This is a genomic window from Agrobacterium sp. D14, from assembly GCF_001526505.1.
In the GTDB taxonomy this organism is placed as follows: domain Bacteria; phylum Pseudomonadota; class Alphaproteobacteria; order Rhizobiales; family Rhizobiaceae; genus Agrobacterium; species Agrobacterium leguminum.
Genome location: NZ_ASXX01000032.1, coordinates 227,891 through 242,943, shown reverse-complemented (window position 1 = coordinate 242,943; position 15,053 = coordinate 227,891). Strand labels below are relative to the sequence as shown.

The following is a 15,053-nucleotide window of genomic DNA, read 5'->3' as shown; positions in this document are numbered from 1 at the left end:
CATCCGGTTAAACGGAATCGTTAGACGTGCTCTACTTCCTTGTTTTTACACACTTTCCTGACAAAAAACCGCTTCGTGCTTTTACTGGAAATGCTCTAGGCAGCCGCCGTCAGCCTTTCGCCAGCGATACGATAGGACACGGCTTCCGCCACATGGATGCGGCCGACCGTCTGCTTGCCATCCAGATCGGCCAGGGTGCGGGCAACCTTGAGAATGCGATGATAACCGCGCGCGGAGAACTTCAGCCGCTCGGCCGCATCGCGCAGCAATTGCAGCCCGGACGCATCCGGCTCGGCATATTTTTCTATCAGGGTCGTCGTGCAGCGGGCATTGGTGCGAATGGCGGCAAATCCCGCCGCCGCGTAACGTTCCTGCTGCGCAAGGCGCGCCCGGGCGACACGGGCGGCCACCGCGGCACTCGGCTCTGACGCGACGGGGCGGATGAGATCGGCGGCGGAGACGGCGGGAACGTCGATGCGGATATCGATACGATCCAGCAGCGGGCCGGAAATGCGGGCCTGATAATCCGTCACACAACGCGGGCCTCGTGCGCAGGTGAAGCCCGGCTCTCCCGCCATGCCGCAGCGGCAGGGGTTCATCGCCGCAACGAGCTGGATTTCCGCCGGATAGCTGACGCGATGATTGGCCCGCGCAATGATGCATTCGCCCGTTTCCAGCGGCTGGCGCAGTGCATCCAGCACCTGCGGCGAAAATTCCGGGAACTCATCCAGAAAAAGAACGCCGTGATGGGCGAGCGAGGCCTCACCCGGCTTGGCGCGGAGCCCCCCGCCGATCAGCGCCGCCATGGTGGCGGAATGGTGCGGGGTGCGGAACGGCCTACGGTCCGAAAGCTTGCCGCCGGACAATTGGCCGGCGATGGAATGCACCATCGAAACTTCCAGCAATTCCGCCGCCTCCAGCGGCGGCAGGATGGAAGGCAGGCGGGCTGCGAGCATGGATTTGCCGGAGCCGGGCGGACCGACCATGAGCAGGTTGTGGCCGCCGGCGGCTGCCACCTCCAGCGCGCGCCGGGCGCTCTCCTGTCCTTTGATATCCACTAAATCCGGCAGATTGACCGGGTTGGCGCGAATGGCGGGCGTCGGGCGCGAGAGAAGCTGGGTGCCGCGAAAATGGTTGGCCAGCGCAATCAGGCTGCGCGGGGCGAGAATATCGATACCGGCGCCGGCCCAGGCCGCTTCCGGCCCGCTTTCAGCCGGGCAGATCAGCCCCTTGCCAAGCGCATTGGCGCCGATCGCCGCCGGCAGGGCGCCCGAAACCATACCGATGGTGCCATCGAGATTGAGTTCGCCGAGAACCACATAACGTGCCAGCATTTCTGCCGGTATCGCGCCCAAAGCGGCCATGAGACCAAGCGCGATGGGAAGATCGAAATGCGATCCTTCCTTGGGCAGATCGGCTGGCGCGAGATTGACGGTGACTTTTTTTGCCGGCAGCGCCAGACCCGAGGCATGCAGGGCGGCCTGCACCCGCTCGCGACTTTCGGCCACCGCCTTGTCGGGCAGGCCGACAATCTGGATGCCCACCTTTCCCGGTGCGACCATGACCTGCACCTCGACGGGCACACCCTCTATGCCCTGAAATGCAACCGTATTGACCCTTGCCACCATGGCCTGCCCCCGCAAACCGGCCGCGCTAGTCAGAGCTTCATGCCCTATCACGGCCACCCGCAAGCAACGTGCCACAGGGCAAAGAATAAAACAAGAACATCCAGCGAACAATTTCTCGCTGACGATGTATTTTAGTTGTGTCTAGTTGTACTCGCGGAACAAAGCTGGACCGGCGAAAGCTCGCCTCAGAAATCCTGGGCTTCGCGCTTTTTCTCGATCGCATCCCACAACAGGCTTGCGACATCGGCGCCGCCGAATTTCCGCACTTCGCGAATGCCGGTCGGCGAGGTGACGTTGATTTCCGTCATATAGTCGCCAATCACATCGATGCCGACGAAGAGAAAACCACGCTCGCGCAAGGCAGGGCCGATCCGGCGGCAGATTTCCTTCTCGCGCGCCGTCAGTTCCGTCGGTTCCGGCCGGCCGCCAGCATGCATGTTGGAGCGGGCGTCGTTTTCCGCCGGCACGCGGTTGATTGCGCCAACCGGCTCGCCATCTACCAGGAGGATGCGCTTGTCGCCCTTGCGGACATCAGGCAGATATTGCTGGGCGATGTAAGGCTCGCGGAACATCTGGCCGAACATCTCCAGCAGCGAGGAGAAATTGCGGTCGTCGCGCGCGGAATGGAAGACGCCGGCGCCACCATTGCCGTAAAGCGGCTTGAGGATGATATCGCCCATTTCATTGCGGAAGCGGGCGATTTCGGCCACATCCTTGGTGATCAGCGTCTTCGGCATCAGATCGGCGAATTCGGTGACGAAAATCTTTTCCGGCGAGTTGCGCACCCAGGCGGGATCGTTGACCACCAGCGTTTTCGGATGAATGCGCTCCAGCAGATGGGTCGAGGTGATGTAAGCCATGTCGAATGGCGGATCCTGACGCAGATGGATGACATCCATGGTCGACAGATCGACGCGCTCCGGTTCGGACAGCGAGAAATGGTCACCCTTAATGTCGCGCAGTTCCATCTGCTCGACGGTGGCGTAAATCTTGCCATCGCGCATGGAAAGGCGCTCGGGCGTATAATGGAACAGCCGGTATCCGCGTGCCTGCGCCTCAAGGCTCATGGCGAAGGTGGAGTCACCGGCGATATTGATGCCGGAGACATGATCCATCTGGATCGCGACGTTCTTGATCTTCGCCATGCGCATGTTCCTCTTGCAGCATGCGGACGCTTCGTCGGCCCGCGGTGCCCATTGCCTCGCCTTTTCAAGCTTCCCTGCAGGACCGGTAGAAACCCGGAAATGCTTCAGAAAACCCTGAAGATGTAGGGCAGCGACCATTCAAAGGCAACTGCTGCAAGCGGTGGTTTGTGTGAGTTTTATTGAACCTTCACAATTCCGTCGGCGGAGCCGTGCAGCCCCGCCGACTGGAATGTTTTATGGGTTCAGGCCGCCAGCTTATAGGAACGGCCGGCAAACAGCTTGTTCTTGACGCGATAGGCAAAAGCCAGCGCCTTGGGGAACGGACGGCGCATGAAAGCGACTTTGCGGACATAGTCATCCACCCGCCAGGTGGCCCATGTTCCCGCAGGGAAATAGGCGACATCGCCGACCCGCAGGATACTGATGGAACCGTCTTCCGCGGTCACATGCACTTCGCCTTCGAGAATATAGACGGTTTCATCCCAGCCGAAGAACCAGCGGAACTCACCCGCCGTGCAATCCCACATGGCAGTGCTGGAGGCACGGTCGCCGCTTCTGGAATGATCCGCCGCGCGCGCCTGGGGGTTGCCGGAAATGATCCATTCCGGATTGATGGGGGCCGGCTGAAGCCGCAGATCGGTGCAGGATGCGCTGACGACAGCTTCGTCTTTTGACCGGCGCAAATAGGCCGGCAATATCGGCACGGTCCGGACCGCCATGGTTGCTGCGGCAGCGAACATCATTTTGAAGGACATATTAGAAAACCCCCGTGAAATATTGGAGGTCTTCTATCATCGGGATCGTAACGAAGCGGTTTTGACAATCGGCGCAATTTTAGTCATCGCGCCGATTTCTGCGATGCGCTCAGGCCGTCGCCATTTGCGCGGGCTGCGCCGCCAGCTGCTCGGCTTTGCCGGCGATGCGCTTGCCGGTTTCGCTGGAGAAGAAATGCAGTTTTTCCGGCGCGATCGTGACGGAGAGCGCAGACGGAACCTCGACATCCGGCGGGAAAGCAACTGTCAGGCTCTGGTCGCCGATCATGCCGTGGATAAGGCGCTGCGAACCCAGTTCCTCGATGTAATCGACCCGAAGCGGGAAGCCCTGCTCACCTGCCGCAGCAAGGCGGAAATCTTCCGCCCGCATGCCCACCGTTACGGGGCCGGAGGCAGGTGCGAAACCGTTGAGCGCAAAGAGCGACGGACCGATGGCGAGGCTATCGCCATGCAATTCGGCGTTCAGCAGGTTCATGGCGGGAGAGCCGATGAAACTCGCAACGAAGGTCGAAGCAGGGGTGTGATAGACATCGAGCGGTGCGCCGATCTGTTCGATACGGCCGCCATTCAACACCACAAGACGGTCGGCGAGCGTCATGGCCTCCAGCTGATCGTGGGTGACATAAATCGAGGTGGTGCCGAGGCGCTTTTGCAGACGCTTGATTTCGCCGCGCATGGAAACGCGCAGCTTGGCATCGAGATTGGACAAAGGCTCGTCGAACAGGAAGGCCGCCGGTTTACGCACGATGGCGCGACCCATGGCGACACGCTGCCGCTGGCCGCCGGAAAGGGCGCGCGGCTTGCGATCCAGATAGGGTTCGAGCTGCAGCATACGCGCGGCTTCAGCCACACGCGCATCGATCTCCGTCTTCGGCGTCTTGCGGTTCTTCAACCCGTATTCCAGGTTCTGGCGCACCGACATATGCGGATATAGGGCGTAGTTCTGAAACACCATGGCGATATCCCGGTCGGCCGGATCGGCCTGATTGACCACCCGGTCACCGATCCTCACCGTGCCTTCGGAAATATCCTCAAGCCCTGCGACCATACGCAGAAGCGTGGATTTGCCGCAGCCGGAGGGGCCGACCAGAACGATGAACTCACCGTCCCTGATGTCGATATCGACGTGGTGCACGGCGCGCACACCGCCGTGATAATCCTTGCAGACCTGACTGATTTCTATCGCGGCCATTTCGGTCTCCTTATTTATCGCTTTCGGTCAGGCCCTTGATGAACCAGCGCTGGAAAATGACGACGATCAGCACCGGCGGCAGCATGGCCAGCACGGCGAGCGCGAAAGCTTCGTTGTAATCGGGAATTTGCGAACCGACCCAGACCTGCAGGATCGACTTGATGCCGCGCATCAGGGTGAAGAAGCCCTCATCGGTCGTCATCAGCATGGGCCAGAGATACTGGTTCCAGCCATAAACGAACATGATGATGAAGATCGCCGCCATCATGGTGCGGGACAGCGGGATGAGAACGTCGATGAAGAATTTCACCGGCCCTGCGCCGTCAATGCGGGCAGCCTCCAGCAACTCCTCCGGCACGGATTTGAAGAACTGCCGGAAATAGAAGGTGCCCGTCGCCGAAGCGAGAAGCGGCACGATGAGGCCAGTATAGGAGTTCAAAAGGCCGAGTTTGCTCATCACCTCGTAGGAGGGCATAATGCGCACTTCGAGCGGCAGAAGCAGCGTGGTGAAAATGATCCAGAAGGCGAGCGTTGCGAACCGGAAGCGGAAATAGACGATCGCATAGGCCGCCGTCATCGACAGGACGATCTTGCCGACGGCAAAACCGATGCCGAGGATCAGCGAATTCAGCACCATGTTGAGACCCGTGATCTGCCCGGTGAAGCCGCCCTTCTGAGTCAGAACCTTTTCATAAGTCTCGATGAAATTGTCACCGGGAACCATCGTCAGACCGCTGCGGTGGATTTCCGCAGCGGTATGGGTGGAGGTCATGAAGGCCACGATGACCGGCAAGATCAGGAACAGCACGCCGATGATCAGCACCAGATGATCGAGGGGTTTTGTCTTGTACATGGTCTTTTCCCTCAATTGTAGTGGATGCGCTTTTCGATGAAGCGGAACTGGATGATGGTGAGAACGAAGACGACCAGCATCAGGATGACGGATTGGGCCGAGGAGCCACCGATGTCATTGCCGCGGAAACCATCCAGAAACACCTTGTAGACCAGCGTGATCGGATTGTTGGCGGCCTTGTCCTTCACCATCACGTCGATGACGCCGAACGTGTCGAAGAGCGCATAGGTGATGTTGATGATCAGCAGGAAGAAGGCCGTGGGCGCCAGGAGCGGCATGATCACCGTCCAGAACCGGCGAAAGCCCGAACGGCAGTCGATGGCGGCGGCTTCCCGCACCGAGACCGGCACGCCCTGAAGACCCGAAAGGAAGAAGATGAAATTGTAAGGAATCTGCTTCCAGACCGCGACGACGATCATCGCGAAGGCCGTATCGAAATAGTTTAGGCCGACCTTCATGTCCCAGCCGAGGAATGCGGCCATCTTGACGAAGGGGCCGATATGCTGGTCGAAAAACATCATGCCGATGAGACCGGCGACCGGCGGCGCGATGGCATAGACGGAAATCAGCAGCGTCTTGTATGTCGAGCTGCCGCGAATGACCGCATCCGCCTTGACGGCGAGCAGCAGGCCGAGCGCAAGCGAAAAGAAGGTGACCAGCACGGTGAAGACAACCGTGAATTTGGCGATGCTGAGATATTCGGGACTGAAGATCGCATCCGAATAATTGGCAAGTCCGACGAAGGAAGCGCCGAAACCGAACGGGTCTTCGATATAGAAGGACGAATGTATGGCCTGAACCGATGGCCAGTAGAAGAAGATGAAAATCACCGCAAGCTGCGGCGCCAGAAACAGGTAGGGTACGTAGGACGAGGAGAACTGCACGCGCTTCATGCTGGCGTCGGCAGGTTTGGCTGGCTTTCCAGCCTTTGCGGACCAGCCGGACAAAAACCGGCGCGGTTGAGACGATGTATAGGCCACGCTTGCGCTTCCTTATCCGAGAGCGAGCCTCCCTTCCGTGGGAAAGGAGGCTCGGCAATGGTCATTGGTTTCGAAACAGACGATCAGCCGGCCGTCTTGGCGAAACGGGCGAGTAGGTCGTTGCCTTCCTTCTCGATGATCTCGAAAGCAGCCTTCGGCGTAACTTCGCCGGAGAAGATGCGGTTATATTCGCGCTCCATGACGGCGCGGATCTGCGGGTAGAAACCCAGGCGGTAGCCCTTGGACCATTCGCCGCCCGGCAGCGAGAGCTGCTGGATACCGACTTCCGCGACCGGCTTTTCCTTGTAGAAGCCTTCAGCCTTGGCCTTTTCGTAAGCCGCCTTGGTGATGGCGACGTAACCGGTTGCCTTGTGGTAGAAGACCTGGATTTCCGGCGAGGTCAGGAACTGGAAGAAGTCGGCCACGCACTTGTTTTCGGCTTCAGACTTGCCCGACATTGCAAAGAGTGCCGCGCCGCCGATGAAGGAATTGGTGCCAGCACCCTTGATGGAGCCCCAGTAAGGAAGGAAGGTTGCCGAGAAGGGCATGGTCGCCGTCTTCTGCAGGCCGCCGAAGGAGCCCGAAGAACCGATCCAGAACGCGACCTTGCCTTCCTCGAAGGGCTTCTGGTTGTCGTTCCAGCCGGCGCCGTAATAGGCGAACAGGCCCTTGTCCTTCCAGTCCTTCAGCTTGTCGAACATCATGACGAGGTTCGGGTCGGTGACCTTGAGCTTGGTGTCGGCAACGCTGTCGTAACCGTTATTGTTGGTGGCGAACTGGATGTTGTTGCGGGAGAAGAAGTTCTCCGTGAACTGCCAGGTGAGCTGCGACTGAACGAGCGGAATGTAGCCGGCTTCCTTCAGCTTCGGCGCAACCTGCTCGAACTCTTCCCAGGTCTTCGGCGCTTCGACGCCGGCTTTCTTCAGGGCTTCGTCGTTGACGTACATGATGGGGGCGGAGGAGTTGAACGGCATGCCGACAAACTTGCCGTCAGCGGCAGCATAGAAATAACGCACGCCGTTGATGAAGGCGTCGCGGTCGAACTTGTAACCGGCCTTGTTGATAAGGTCTTCGGCAGGAATGACAGCGCCCTTGGCGTTGATGATGGTGGCGGCGCCAGCATCGAAAACCTGGAGGATGTTCGGCTGTTCGCCAGAGCGGAAAGCAGCGATGCCGCTGGCCAGGGCTTCTTCATAGGAGCCCTTGGAAACCGGCGTCAGAGCGCATTCTTTCTGGGCTTCGTTGAACTTCTGGGCGACTTCGTTGATGACTTCGCCATTGCGGCCGCCCATGCCGTGCCACCAGGTGATGTTGGTAGCAGCCATGGAAGACGTCGCCGAAATGCTGACGGCCACTGCGGCCATGGAAATCTTCTTCAACATTACTAAATCCTCTCCACCATTTATTGGGATGAGGATGCGAATAGAGACGTTCCATGACGCCTCTTTGACAGTTCGATGTCAGATTTATTACAGCGACTGACGAAAATCTCAGTCGGTCATGCGCTTTATGGGCCGAGCCGGATTTCCAACCACCGTCACGCCCGGCGACACATTGCGCGTCACCACCGAACCGGCGCCGACAATCGCTCCGTCACCGATGGTGATGCCAGCCAGAAGGATTGCTCCGCCGCCGATCCAGACATCACGGCCGATCGTGACGGGCTTTGCGATTTCAATGCCTTGCGCTCGCGGCACCGGGTCCAGATGGTGTTCCGCACAATAGATCTGCACCGCAGGCCCGAGCATCGCACCGTCGCCTATCGTAACCTTTGCGGAATCGAGAATGGTGCAGCCGGCATTGAGATAGACATTTTTGCCCAGCGTAATGTTGAAGCCGTAAGCGCAATGAAACGGCGCTTCGATAAATGCCCCTTCGCCAACAGAAGCGAACAGAGCCCGTAGCAAGGGGGCCATTGCCCCGCGCTCATCCGGCGGCATCGTATTGTGCTGGTGGACGGCCCCTCGTGCCCGCCAGCGCAATATATCCAGCTCGGCATCCATGCAGCTGTACCATTCGCCCGCGGCCATTTTTTCCCGCTCGGTGGACATTGTTTCCCTCCCCTTAAAAGGCGTCGATAAAATGCTGCGGCAGGTGTCGCGGCAAAACAGCGATGATATCGAAACGCAGCGAAAACCGCGCGGCATCCTTGCGACGGGCGAGCCATAGATCGGCCGCCGCCCGAATGCGTTGCTGCGAATGGAAACCGACGGCATCCACGGCACCTTCACCGGACGTTCGCGCCTTGACCTCGACGATGGCGACGAGGTCCTTCTTGCGGGCGATGAGATCGATTTCCCCCAGCCGGGTACGATAACGAATGGCGAGGATGCGATATCCCTTCAGCAGCAGATAAAGTGCCGCCCAATATTCCGCGGCGTGGCCACGTCGCTCGGCCTTGCGCCTTTTATTGCTTCGCCCCTCAGCGGCCATCCGTTTCCTTCATATCCAGCAGCCTTTGATAAAGCTCCTTGCGCGGCAGGCCCGTCAGCTTCGCCGCTTCGCCTGCCGCCTTGGCGGCGGGCATGGTCGCGATGAGATCCTTCAGCAGCTTCTCGACATCCTCGATATCGGGAATCTCGTCATAGGAGGGCGGCTCCACCAGAAGCACGATCTCACCCTTCACCACGCGGTCGCCATCGTAATAATCCGCAAGCTCGCCCAACGTGCCGCGCCGGAACTCCTCGAAGGTCTTGGTCAGTTCGCGGCAGACCACGGCGCGGCGGTCGTGGCCGAGCACTTCGGACGCGACCTTGACGGAAGCGCCGATGCGATGCGGTGATTCAAAGAAGATCAATGTGGCCGGAATTTTCGCGAGTTCGGCAAAACGGTCGCGCTTGCCGCGATCCTTTACCGGCAGGAAGCCGGCAAACAGGAAAGCGTCGCTCGGCATTCCCGAGCCCACGAGGGCGGCGAGCGGCGCCGATGCTCCCGGTACCGGCACGACACGATGCCCGGCCTCGAGCGCGAGCTGGCCGAGGCGGTAACCGGGATCGGAAACGAGCGGCGTTCCGGCATCAGAGACCAGCGCCACGGATTTTCCCGCCTCAAGCGCTGCAATGAGCTTCGGCCCCGCTTCGTTTGCATTGTGCTCATGATAAGAGAGCGGGCGGGTGCGGATGCCGTAACGTTCGAGCAGGATGCGGGTGACGCGGGTATCCTCGCAGGCGAGAACATCGGCCGAGGCCAGCGTTTCCAGCGCGCGGATGGTGATATCGCCAAGATTGCCGATGGGCGTGGCCACGAGATAAAGCGCCGGCTCCAGCGGCCGCGCCGGAATGGTGGCCGTGCCGATCCTGAAACTCTTTGTCGCATCTCTCAAGTCGCTGTTCGATATTTCTTCCGTCACACGGCTTCCAATCATTCTGGCCGATTATTCGCGGCCGCTGGTTTCCTCTCTTTATGGGCAATAGAAAACCGGCGAACAAGGTCCACGGACGCCCCCAGCCTGTGGATCATGCTGTATAGCAGCAAAATGACCCGCGGCAGATGCACTCGGCTCTTGCATTTCCTGCAATAACTCTGCCATTTTGCCCGTCCACATTATCCGGCTTTCTGGCCGGTGAAGACTCTTCTTGCCGATCCGGCGGTGGCCGGTTCGCAACGGTTGAAAGCGGTAGCGTCCATGCGTATTACTCTTGAGCGGTCGAACCTTCTGAAATCGCTGAACCACGTCCACCGGGTCGTCGAGCGTCGCAACACGATCCCGATCCTGTCCAACGTCCTCCTGCGCGCCTCCGGCGCCAATCTGGACATGAAGGCGACCGACCTCGATCTCGAAATCACCGAAGCGACACCGGCCATGGTGGAGCAGGCAGGCGCCACCACCGTGCCGGCGCATCTGCTTTATGAAATCGTGCGCAAGCTGCCGGACGGTTCCGAGGTGCTTCTGGCGACCAATCCGGACGGCTCCTCGATGACGGTTGCCTCCGGCCGTTCGAAATTCTCGCTGCAATGCCTTCCGGAAACGGATTTCCCTGATCTGACCGCCGGCACCTTCAGCCACACCTTCAAACTGAAGGCGACCGACCTGAAGATGCTGATCGACCGGACGCAATTTGCGATCTCGACCGAAGAAACGCGTTATTACCTGAACGGCATCTTCTTCCATACCATCGAGAGCAATGGCGACCTGAAGCTGCGAGCCGTCGCGACCGATGGCCACCGCCTGGCGCGCGCCGATGTGGATGCGCCTTCCGGTTCCGAAGGCATGCCGGGCATCATCATTCCGCGCAAGACCGTCGGCGAACTGCAGAAGCTGATGGACAACCCTGAGCTGGAAGTCACCGTCGAAGTCTCGGATGCAAAAATCCGCCTGACCATCGGCTCGGTCGTCCTGACCTCGAAGCTGATCGACGGCACATTCCCGGATTACCAGCGCGTGATCCCGACCGGCAACGACAAGGAAATGCGCGTCGATTGCCAGACCTTCGCGCAGGCTGTCGACCGCGTCTCGACAATTTCTTCCGAGCGCGGCCGCGCCGTGAAGCTCGCGCTCACCAACGGCCAGTTGACGCTGACCGTCAACAACCCGGATTCGGGAAGTGCTACGGAAGAAGTGGCTGTCGGTTACGACAATGATTCGATGGAAATCGGCTTCAACGCCAAATATCTCCTCGACATCACCTCGCAGCTTTCCGGCGACGACGCGATTTTCCTGCTGGCCGACGCCGGCTCGCCGACGCTCGTTCGCGACACCGCCGGTGACGATGCGCTTTATGTTCTGATGCCGATGCGCGTTTGAAACGGGAATTTTCCGCAAATTTCATCAAAAAAGCCGGTGGAACACTTCACCGGCTTTTTTTGATTCGGCGACGGCGCATTTCGAACCGTAAGCGAATTTTTTCAGTTACGACATTTTGCCTTGTTTTTGCGCCAAATGGGATCAACATTGCGTAACAGTTTTTTGACAATGACCAAAAGCATCTGAGGGAACTATGGCACTTAACCTGAAGCAACGGCTTGAACAGAAATTTGAAGAAGAAATCCGCTTTTTCAAGGGTATGGTCAGCCAGCCGAAAAAAGTCGGGGCCATTGTGCCGACATCGTCCATCACGGCGAAAAAAATGGCGAGTGTCATCAATCCCCATTCCGGCCTGCCGGTTCTCGAACTCGGTCCCGGCACCGGCGTCATCACCAAGGCCATTCTGGCGCGCGGCATCAAGCCGGAGAACCTGACCGCCATCGAATATTCGACCGATTTCTACAATCAGCTGCTCAGGAGCTATCCCGGCGTCAATTTCGTCAATGGCGACGCCTTCGATCTCGATGCGACGCTTGGCGAACACAAGGGCCAGATGTTCGATAGCGTCGTCTCCGCCGTGCCGATGCTGAATTTCCCCATGGCCGCCCGTATCAAGCTTCTCGACGAATTGCTGAAGCGCGTGCCCCAGGGCCGCCCCGTCGTGCAGATATCCTACGGCCCGATTTCCCCCATCGTCGCCCAGCCGCATCTCTACCACATCCGCCATTTCGATTTCATCGTGCGCAATATTCCGCCGGCGCAATTGTGGACCTATACGCGGGCCTGATATTCGACAGAGTGCCGGAACCCGTCATTTCCCGGTCGTGACGAATGGTTAGGGTGTCGATTTGCCCTTTCCATCGCCCTTGAGGACCGATTGCCATGCATGCGCTCTACATCACCCACCCCCAGGTCAAGATCGATCCGGCTGTTCCTGTTCCCGAATGGGGGCTTTCGGACAAGGGTGCCGCGCGGACGCGCGAGGCAAGCCGCCTGCCCTGGGCACGGTCATTGCCCCGCATCGTTTCCAGCGCCGAAACCAAGGCGATCGAAACCGCCCGCATCCTGGCTGAAACCTCCGGGGCGGAAATGGACATCGTCGAGGCGATGCATGAAAACGACCGGTCCGCCACCGGCTTCCTGCCGCCGCCGGAATTCGAAAAGGCGGCGGACTGGTTCTTCGCCCATCCCGAGGAAAGCTTTCATGGTTGGGAGCGTGCAATCGACGCTCAGACGCGGATCGTCAGGGCGGTCAAAGCGGTTCTTGACCGGCACGACCCGCAGCAGCCGATTGCCTTTGTCGGCCATGGTGGCGTGGGTACGCTTCTGAAATGCCATATCGAAGGCCGCGGCATCAGCCGCAGCAAGGACCAGCCGCCCGGCGGCGGCAATCTTTTCCGCTTTTCCATCGCCGACTTTTCTCTTGCAGCCGCGTCGCCCACGTGCGACTGGACGGCAATGGAAACATGGCAGGGATAAGACAATGACCGCGCGCGAAAAACTCATCGTCGGGCTGGATGTTCCGACTGTGCAGCAGGCCGAAGAGATCGTCTCGAAAATCGGTGATGAGGTTCTGTTCTACAAGATCGGTTATCAGCTGGTATTCGCCGGCGGTCTCGAATTCGCGCGCGACCTTGTCCAGAGCGGCAAGAAGGTCTTTCTCGACATGAAGCTGCTCGATATCGACAACACCGTCGCCTCCGGTGTCGAAAACATCGCCCGCATGGGCATGTCGATGCTGACGCTGCATGCCTACCCCAAAGCGATGCGCGCTGCCGTCAAGGCCGCCGAAGGCTCCGGTCTCTGCCTGCTGGGCGTCACCGTGCTGACCTCGATGGACGACGTCGATCTCGCCGAGGCGGGTTATGCCTCTGACGCCCGTTCGCTGGTGCTGCGCCGGGCGGAGCAGGCACGCGAGGCGGGCATGGGCGGCATCGTCTGTTCGGCGGAAGAATCGACCGCCGTGCGCGAAATCCTCGGTCCGGACCTTGCCGTCGTCACCCCCGGCATTCGCCCGGCCGGCGCGGATCTCGGCGATCAGAAGCGGGTGATGACACCCTACGACGCCATCAAGGCCGGATCGAGCCATCTGGTCGTCGCCCGCCCGATCGTCAGGGCGGAAGACCCGAAAGCGGCGGCCCGCGCCATTCTTGACGACATGCTGCGCGCCAGTTTTCCGGCCAATCAGTAACGACAATCGGAGGAGATGAAATGGCAAAGGGATATTGGATCGCCCGCGTCGATGTGCGCGATAGTGAGCGTTACAAGGACTATGTCACGACGGCTAAGCCCGCTTTCGAGCGGTTCGGCGCCAATTCCTGGCCCGTGGCGGCGCGCTGACCGAGCTGGAGGGCAAGGCGCGTGCGCGCAACGTCGTCATCGAGTTCCCGTCGGTGCAGCACGCCATTGACTGCTATAATTCTCCCGAATATCAGGCAGCCGCTAAAATCCGCCAGGAAGTCGCGGATGCGGAGATGATGATCGTCGAAGGAATTTGACGACCGTCAACCGCATTTCCCAGACCGGCTTCCGGCCTCGCGACAACATCTCTTCACGCGCGCGCGGCTTTGGGCTAAGAGACTGAAAAACGCTTTATCGACAGCTTCTGAGGAGCCTCCCATGACCTTGGCCAACCTTCCACCCCTCGTCACCGTTTTCGGCGGTTCGGGTTTTGTCGGGCGGCATGTCGTGCGGATACTTGCGAAGCGCGGTTACCGCATCCGCGTCGCCGTGCGCCGCCCGGATCTCGCCGGTTTCCTGCAGCCGCTCGGCAATGTCGGCCAGATTTCCTTCGCCCAGGCGAACCTGCGTTATCGCGATTCCATCGTCAAAGCCGTGGAAGACGCCGACCATGTGGTCAATTGCGTCGGCATCCTGACCGAAAGCGGCCGCAACACCTTTGACGCCGTACAGGAATTCGGCGCAAAAGCCATTGCCGAGGCGGCCCGCGATGCCGGCGCCACGCTGACGCATATCTCCGCCATCGGCGCCGATGCCAGTTCGCCGACCGGTTATGGCCGCACCAAGGGCCGCGCCGAGGCTGCCATTCATTCCATCCTGCCTGGCGCCGTGATCCTGCGCCCGTCGATCATTTTTGGACCGGAAGACGATTTCTTCAACAAGTTCGCAAAGATGGCCCGCGGCATGCCGTTCCTGCCGCTGATCGGCGGCGGAAAAACCAGGTTCCAGCCGGTCTATGTCGAGGATGTCGCGGAGGCCGTCGCCCTTGGCGTCGATGGCAAGCTGAAGCCCGGCGCGATCTATGAACTCGGCGGTCAGGATGTCATGACGTTCCGTGACTGTCTCGAGGCGGTTCTTGCCGCGACCTATCGGGAGCGTCCCTTCGTCAACCTGCCCTTCGGCGTCGCGTCGATGATTGGCAAGATCGCTTCAATGGTGCCGCTGATTACGCCGCCGCTGACGCCCGATCAGGTGACCATGCTGAAAAAGGACAATGTCGTTTCCGCTGACGCCGAAAAGAGCGGCCTGACGCTGGAAGGCATCGGTATCACCCCCGTTCGCGTCGCGTCCATTCTGCCTTCCTACATGGTGCAATACCGCCCGCACGGCCAGTTCTCCAATGCCGGAAAAGCGGCCTGAAGCCCATCTTCAGCCTCATCAAACACAAACCAAAGCGGGAGCCATTCCCGCTTTTTGTTTTGCGCAATTCAATTGCAACCAAACCGCTATTCGTGCATTTTCCCCTCAACTGCAGGGGAGGTGTTGAATGAACCAGGG

General features: G+C 59.7%; 15 protein-coding genes and 1 pseudogene. 6 read left to right on the top strand and 10 right to left on the bottom strand.

From position 1 onward, the window contains the following. Positions 1-95: 95 nt before the first annotated feature. From L901_RS18045 to rsmI, 10 genes are all read right to left on the bottom strand, one after another. The gene (locus tag L901_RS18045; protein WP_059759285.1) at positions 96-1,628 is read right to left on the bottom strand and encodes a YifB family Mg chelatase-like AAA ATPase; all 1,533 of its coding nucleotides are present in this window, start codon (positions 1,626-1,628) and stop codon (positions 96-98) included. A 185-nt stretch (positions 1,629-1,813) separates the two neighbouring features. Then, positions 1,814-2,773, bottom strand: coding sequence for a glutathione synthase (gshB, locus tag L901_RS18040; protein WP_003520105.1), 960 nt, complete (start codon positions 2,771-2,773; stop codon positions 1,814-1,816). Between the two features lie 242 nt (positions 2,774-3,015). Next, on the bottom strand, positions 3,016-3,528 hold the full coding sequence (locus L901_RS18035) for a cupin domain-containing protein (RefSeq protein ID WP_035264088.1): 513 nt from the start codon (positions 3,526-3,528) through the stop codon (positions 3,016-3,018). A 109-nt stretch (positions 3,529-3,637) separates the two neighbouring features. Beyond that, complete coding sequence (locus tag L901_RS18030; RefSeq protein ID WP_059759282.1) at positions 3,638-4,738, bottom strand: sn-glycerol-3-phosphate import ATP-binding protein UgpC; 1,101 nt, start codon at positions 4,736-4,738, stop codon at positions 3,638-3,640. A gap of 10 nt (positions 4,739-4,748) precedes the next feature. Beyond that, the gene (gene ugpE / locus L901_RS18025) at positions 4,749-5,591 is read right to left on the bottom strand and encodes a sn-glycerol-3-phosphate ABC transporter permease UgpE (protein ID WP_059759279.1); all 843 of its coding nucleotides are present in this window, start codon (positions 5,589-5,591) and stop codon (positions 4,749-4,751) included. A gap of 11 nt (positions 5,592-5,602) precedes the next feature. Next, a complete protein-coding gene (locus L901_RS18020; protein ID WP_183044109.1) occupies positions 5,603-6,571 on the bottom strand; it encodes an ABC transporter permease subunit in 969 nt (322 codons plus the stop codon). 83 nt (positions 6,572-6,654) lie between these two features. Further along, positions 6,655-7,953 (bottom strand): extracellular solute-binding protein, encoded by a 1,299-nt coding sequence (locus L901_RS18015; protein ID WP_059759267.1) that lies wholly within the window; start codon positions 7,951-7,953, stop codon positions 6,655-6,657. Positions 7,954-8,061: 108 nt separating this feature from the next. Then, a complete protein-coding gene (locus L901_RS18010; RefSeq protein ID WP_059759265.1) occupies positions 8,062-8,622 on the bottom strand; it encodes a sugar O-acetyltransferase in 561 nt (186 codons plus the stop codon). A gap of 13 nt (positions 8,623-8,635) precedes the next feature. Then, positions 8,636-9,004 carry a YraN family protein gene (locus tag L901_RS18005; RefSeq protein ID WP_059759263.1) on the bottom strand — a complete coding sequence of 123 codons (369 nt, stop codon included), beginning with the start codon at positions 9,002-9,004 and terminating at the stop codon, positions 8,636-8,638. Then, entirely contained in the window at positions 8,994-9,935 is a 942-nt protein-coding gene (rsmI, locus tag L901_RS18000; RefSeq protein ID WP_059759260.1) for a 16S rRNA (cytidine(1402)-2'-O)-methyltransferase, read from the bottom strand. The genes L901_RS18005 and rsmI overlap by 11 nt, the downstream gene beginning before the upstream one ends. Positions 9,936-10,196: 261 nt before the next feature. On the opposite strand from rsmI, the gene dnaN reads away from it, so the two are divergent. From dnaN to L901_RS17970, 6 genes and pseudogenes are all read left to right on the top strand, one after another. After that, entirely contained in the window at positions 10,197-11,315 is a 1,119-nt protein-coding gene (dnaN, locus tag L901_RS17995) for a DNA polymerase III subunit beta (protein WP_031233744.1), read from the top strand. Positions 11,316-11,508: 193 nt separating this feature from the next. Continuing rightward, entirely contained in the window at positions 11,509-12,102 is a 594-nt protein-coding gene (pmtA, locus tag L901_RS17990; RefSeq protein ID WP_059759258.1) for a phospholipid N-methyltransferase PmtA, read from the top strand. Between the two features lie 95 nt (positions 12,103-12,197). Continuing rightward, on the top strand, positions 12,198-12,794 hold the full coding sequence (locus L901_RS17985; protein WP_059759255.1) for a histidine phosphatase family protein: 597 nt from the start codon (positions 12,198-12,200) through the stop codon (positions 12,792-12,794). Positions 12,795-12,798: 4 nt separating this feature from the next. Beyond that, a complete protein-coding gene (gene pyrF / locus L901_RS17980) occupies positions 12,799-13,506 on the top strand; it encodes an orotidine-5'-phosphate decarboxylase (RefSeq protein WP_059759253.1) in 708 nt (235 codons plus the stop codon). A gap of 20 nt (positions 13,507-13,526) precedes the next feature. Further along, positions 13,527-13,813, top strand: a pseudogene (locus L901_RS17975) (DUF1330 domain-containing protein). 121 nt (positions 13,814-13,934) lie between these two features. Next, positions 13,935-14,915, top strand: a complete 981-nt coding sequence (locus L901_RS17970) for a complex I NDUFA9 subunit family protein (RefSeq protein WP_059759250.1) — start codon at positions 13,935-13,937, stop codon at positions 14,913-14,915. The last annotated feature ends 138 nt before the right edge of the window (positions 14,916-15,053 follow it).

Bases quoted from the DNA above. Each gene is read 5' to 3' on its own strand.
- L901_RS17970 (WP_059759250.1), top strand. From the start codon at position 13,935: ATGACCTTGGCCAACCTTCCACCCCTCGTCACCGTTTTCGGCGGTTCG.
- gshB (WP_003520105.1), bottom strand. From the start codon at position 2,773: ATGGCGAAGATCAAGAACGTCGCGATCCAGATGGATCATGTCTCCGGC.
- L901_RS18015 (WP_059759267.1), bottom strand. From the start codon at position 7,953: ATGTTGAAGAAGATTTCCATGGCCGCAGTGGCCGTCAGCATTTCGGCG.
- L901_RS17985 (WP_059759255.1), top strand. From the start codon at position 12,198: ATGCATGCGCTCTACATCACCCACCCCCAGGTCAAGATCGATCCGGCT.
- dnaN (WP_031233744.1), top strand. From the start codon at position 10,197: ATGCGTATTACTCTTGAGCGGTCGAACCTTCTGAAATCGCTGAACCAC.
- L901_RS18045 (WP_059759285.1), bottom strand. From the start codon at position 1,628: ATGGTGGCAAGGGTCAATACGGTTGCATTTCAGGGCATAGAGGGTGTG.
- pmtA (WP_059759258.1), top strand. From the start codon at position 11,509: ATGGCACTTAACCTGAAGCAACGGCTTGAACAGAAATTTGAAGAAGAA.
- L901_RS18010 (WP_059759265.1), bottom strand. From the start codon at position 8,622: ATGTCCACCGAGCGGGAAAAAATGGCCGCGGGCGAATGGTACAGCTGC.
- L901_RS18035 (WP_035264088.1), bottom strand. From the start codon at position 3,528: ATGTCCTTCAAAATGATGTTCGCTGCCGCAGCAACCATGGCGGTCCGG.
- L901_RS18030 (WP_059759282.1), bottom strand. From the start codon at position 4,738: ATGGCCGCGATAGAAATCAGTCAGGTCTGCAAGGATTATCACGGCGGT.
- ugpE (WP_059759279.1), bottom strand. From the start codon at position 5,591: ATGTACAAGACAAAACCCCTCGATCATCTGGTGCTGATCATCGGCGTG.
- L901_RS18005 (WP_059759263.1), bottom strand. From the start codon at position 9,004: ATGGCCGCTGAGGGGCGAAGCAATAAAAGGCGCAAGGCCGAGCGACGT.
- pyrF (WP_059759253.1), top strand. From the start codon at position 12,799: ATGACCGCGCGCGAAAAACTCATCGTCGGGCTGGATGTTCCGACTGTG.
- rsmI (WP_059759260.1), bottom strand. From the start codon at position 9,935: ATGATTGGAAGCCGTGTGACGGAAGAAATATCGAACAGCGACTTGAGA.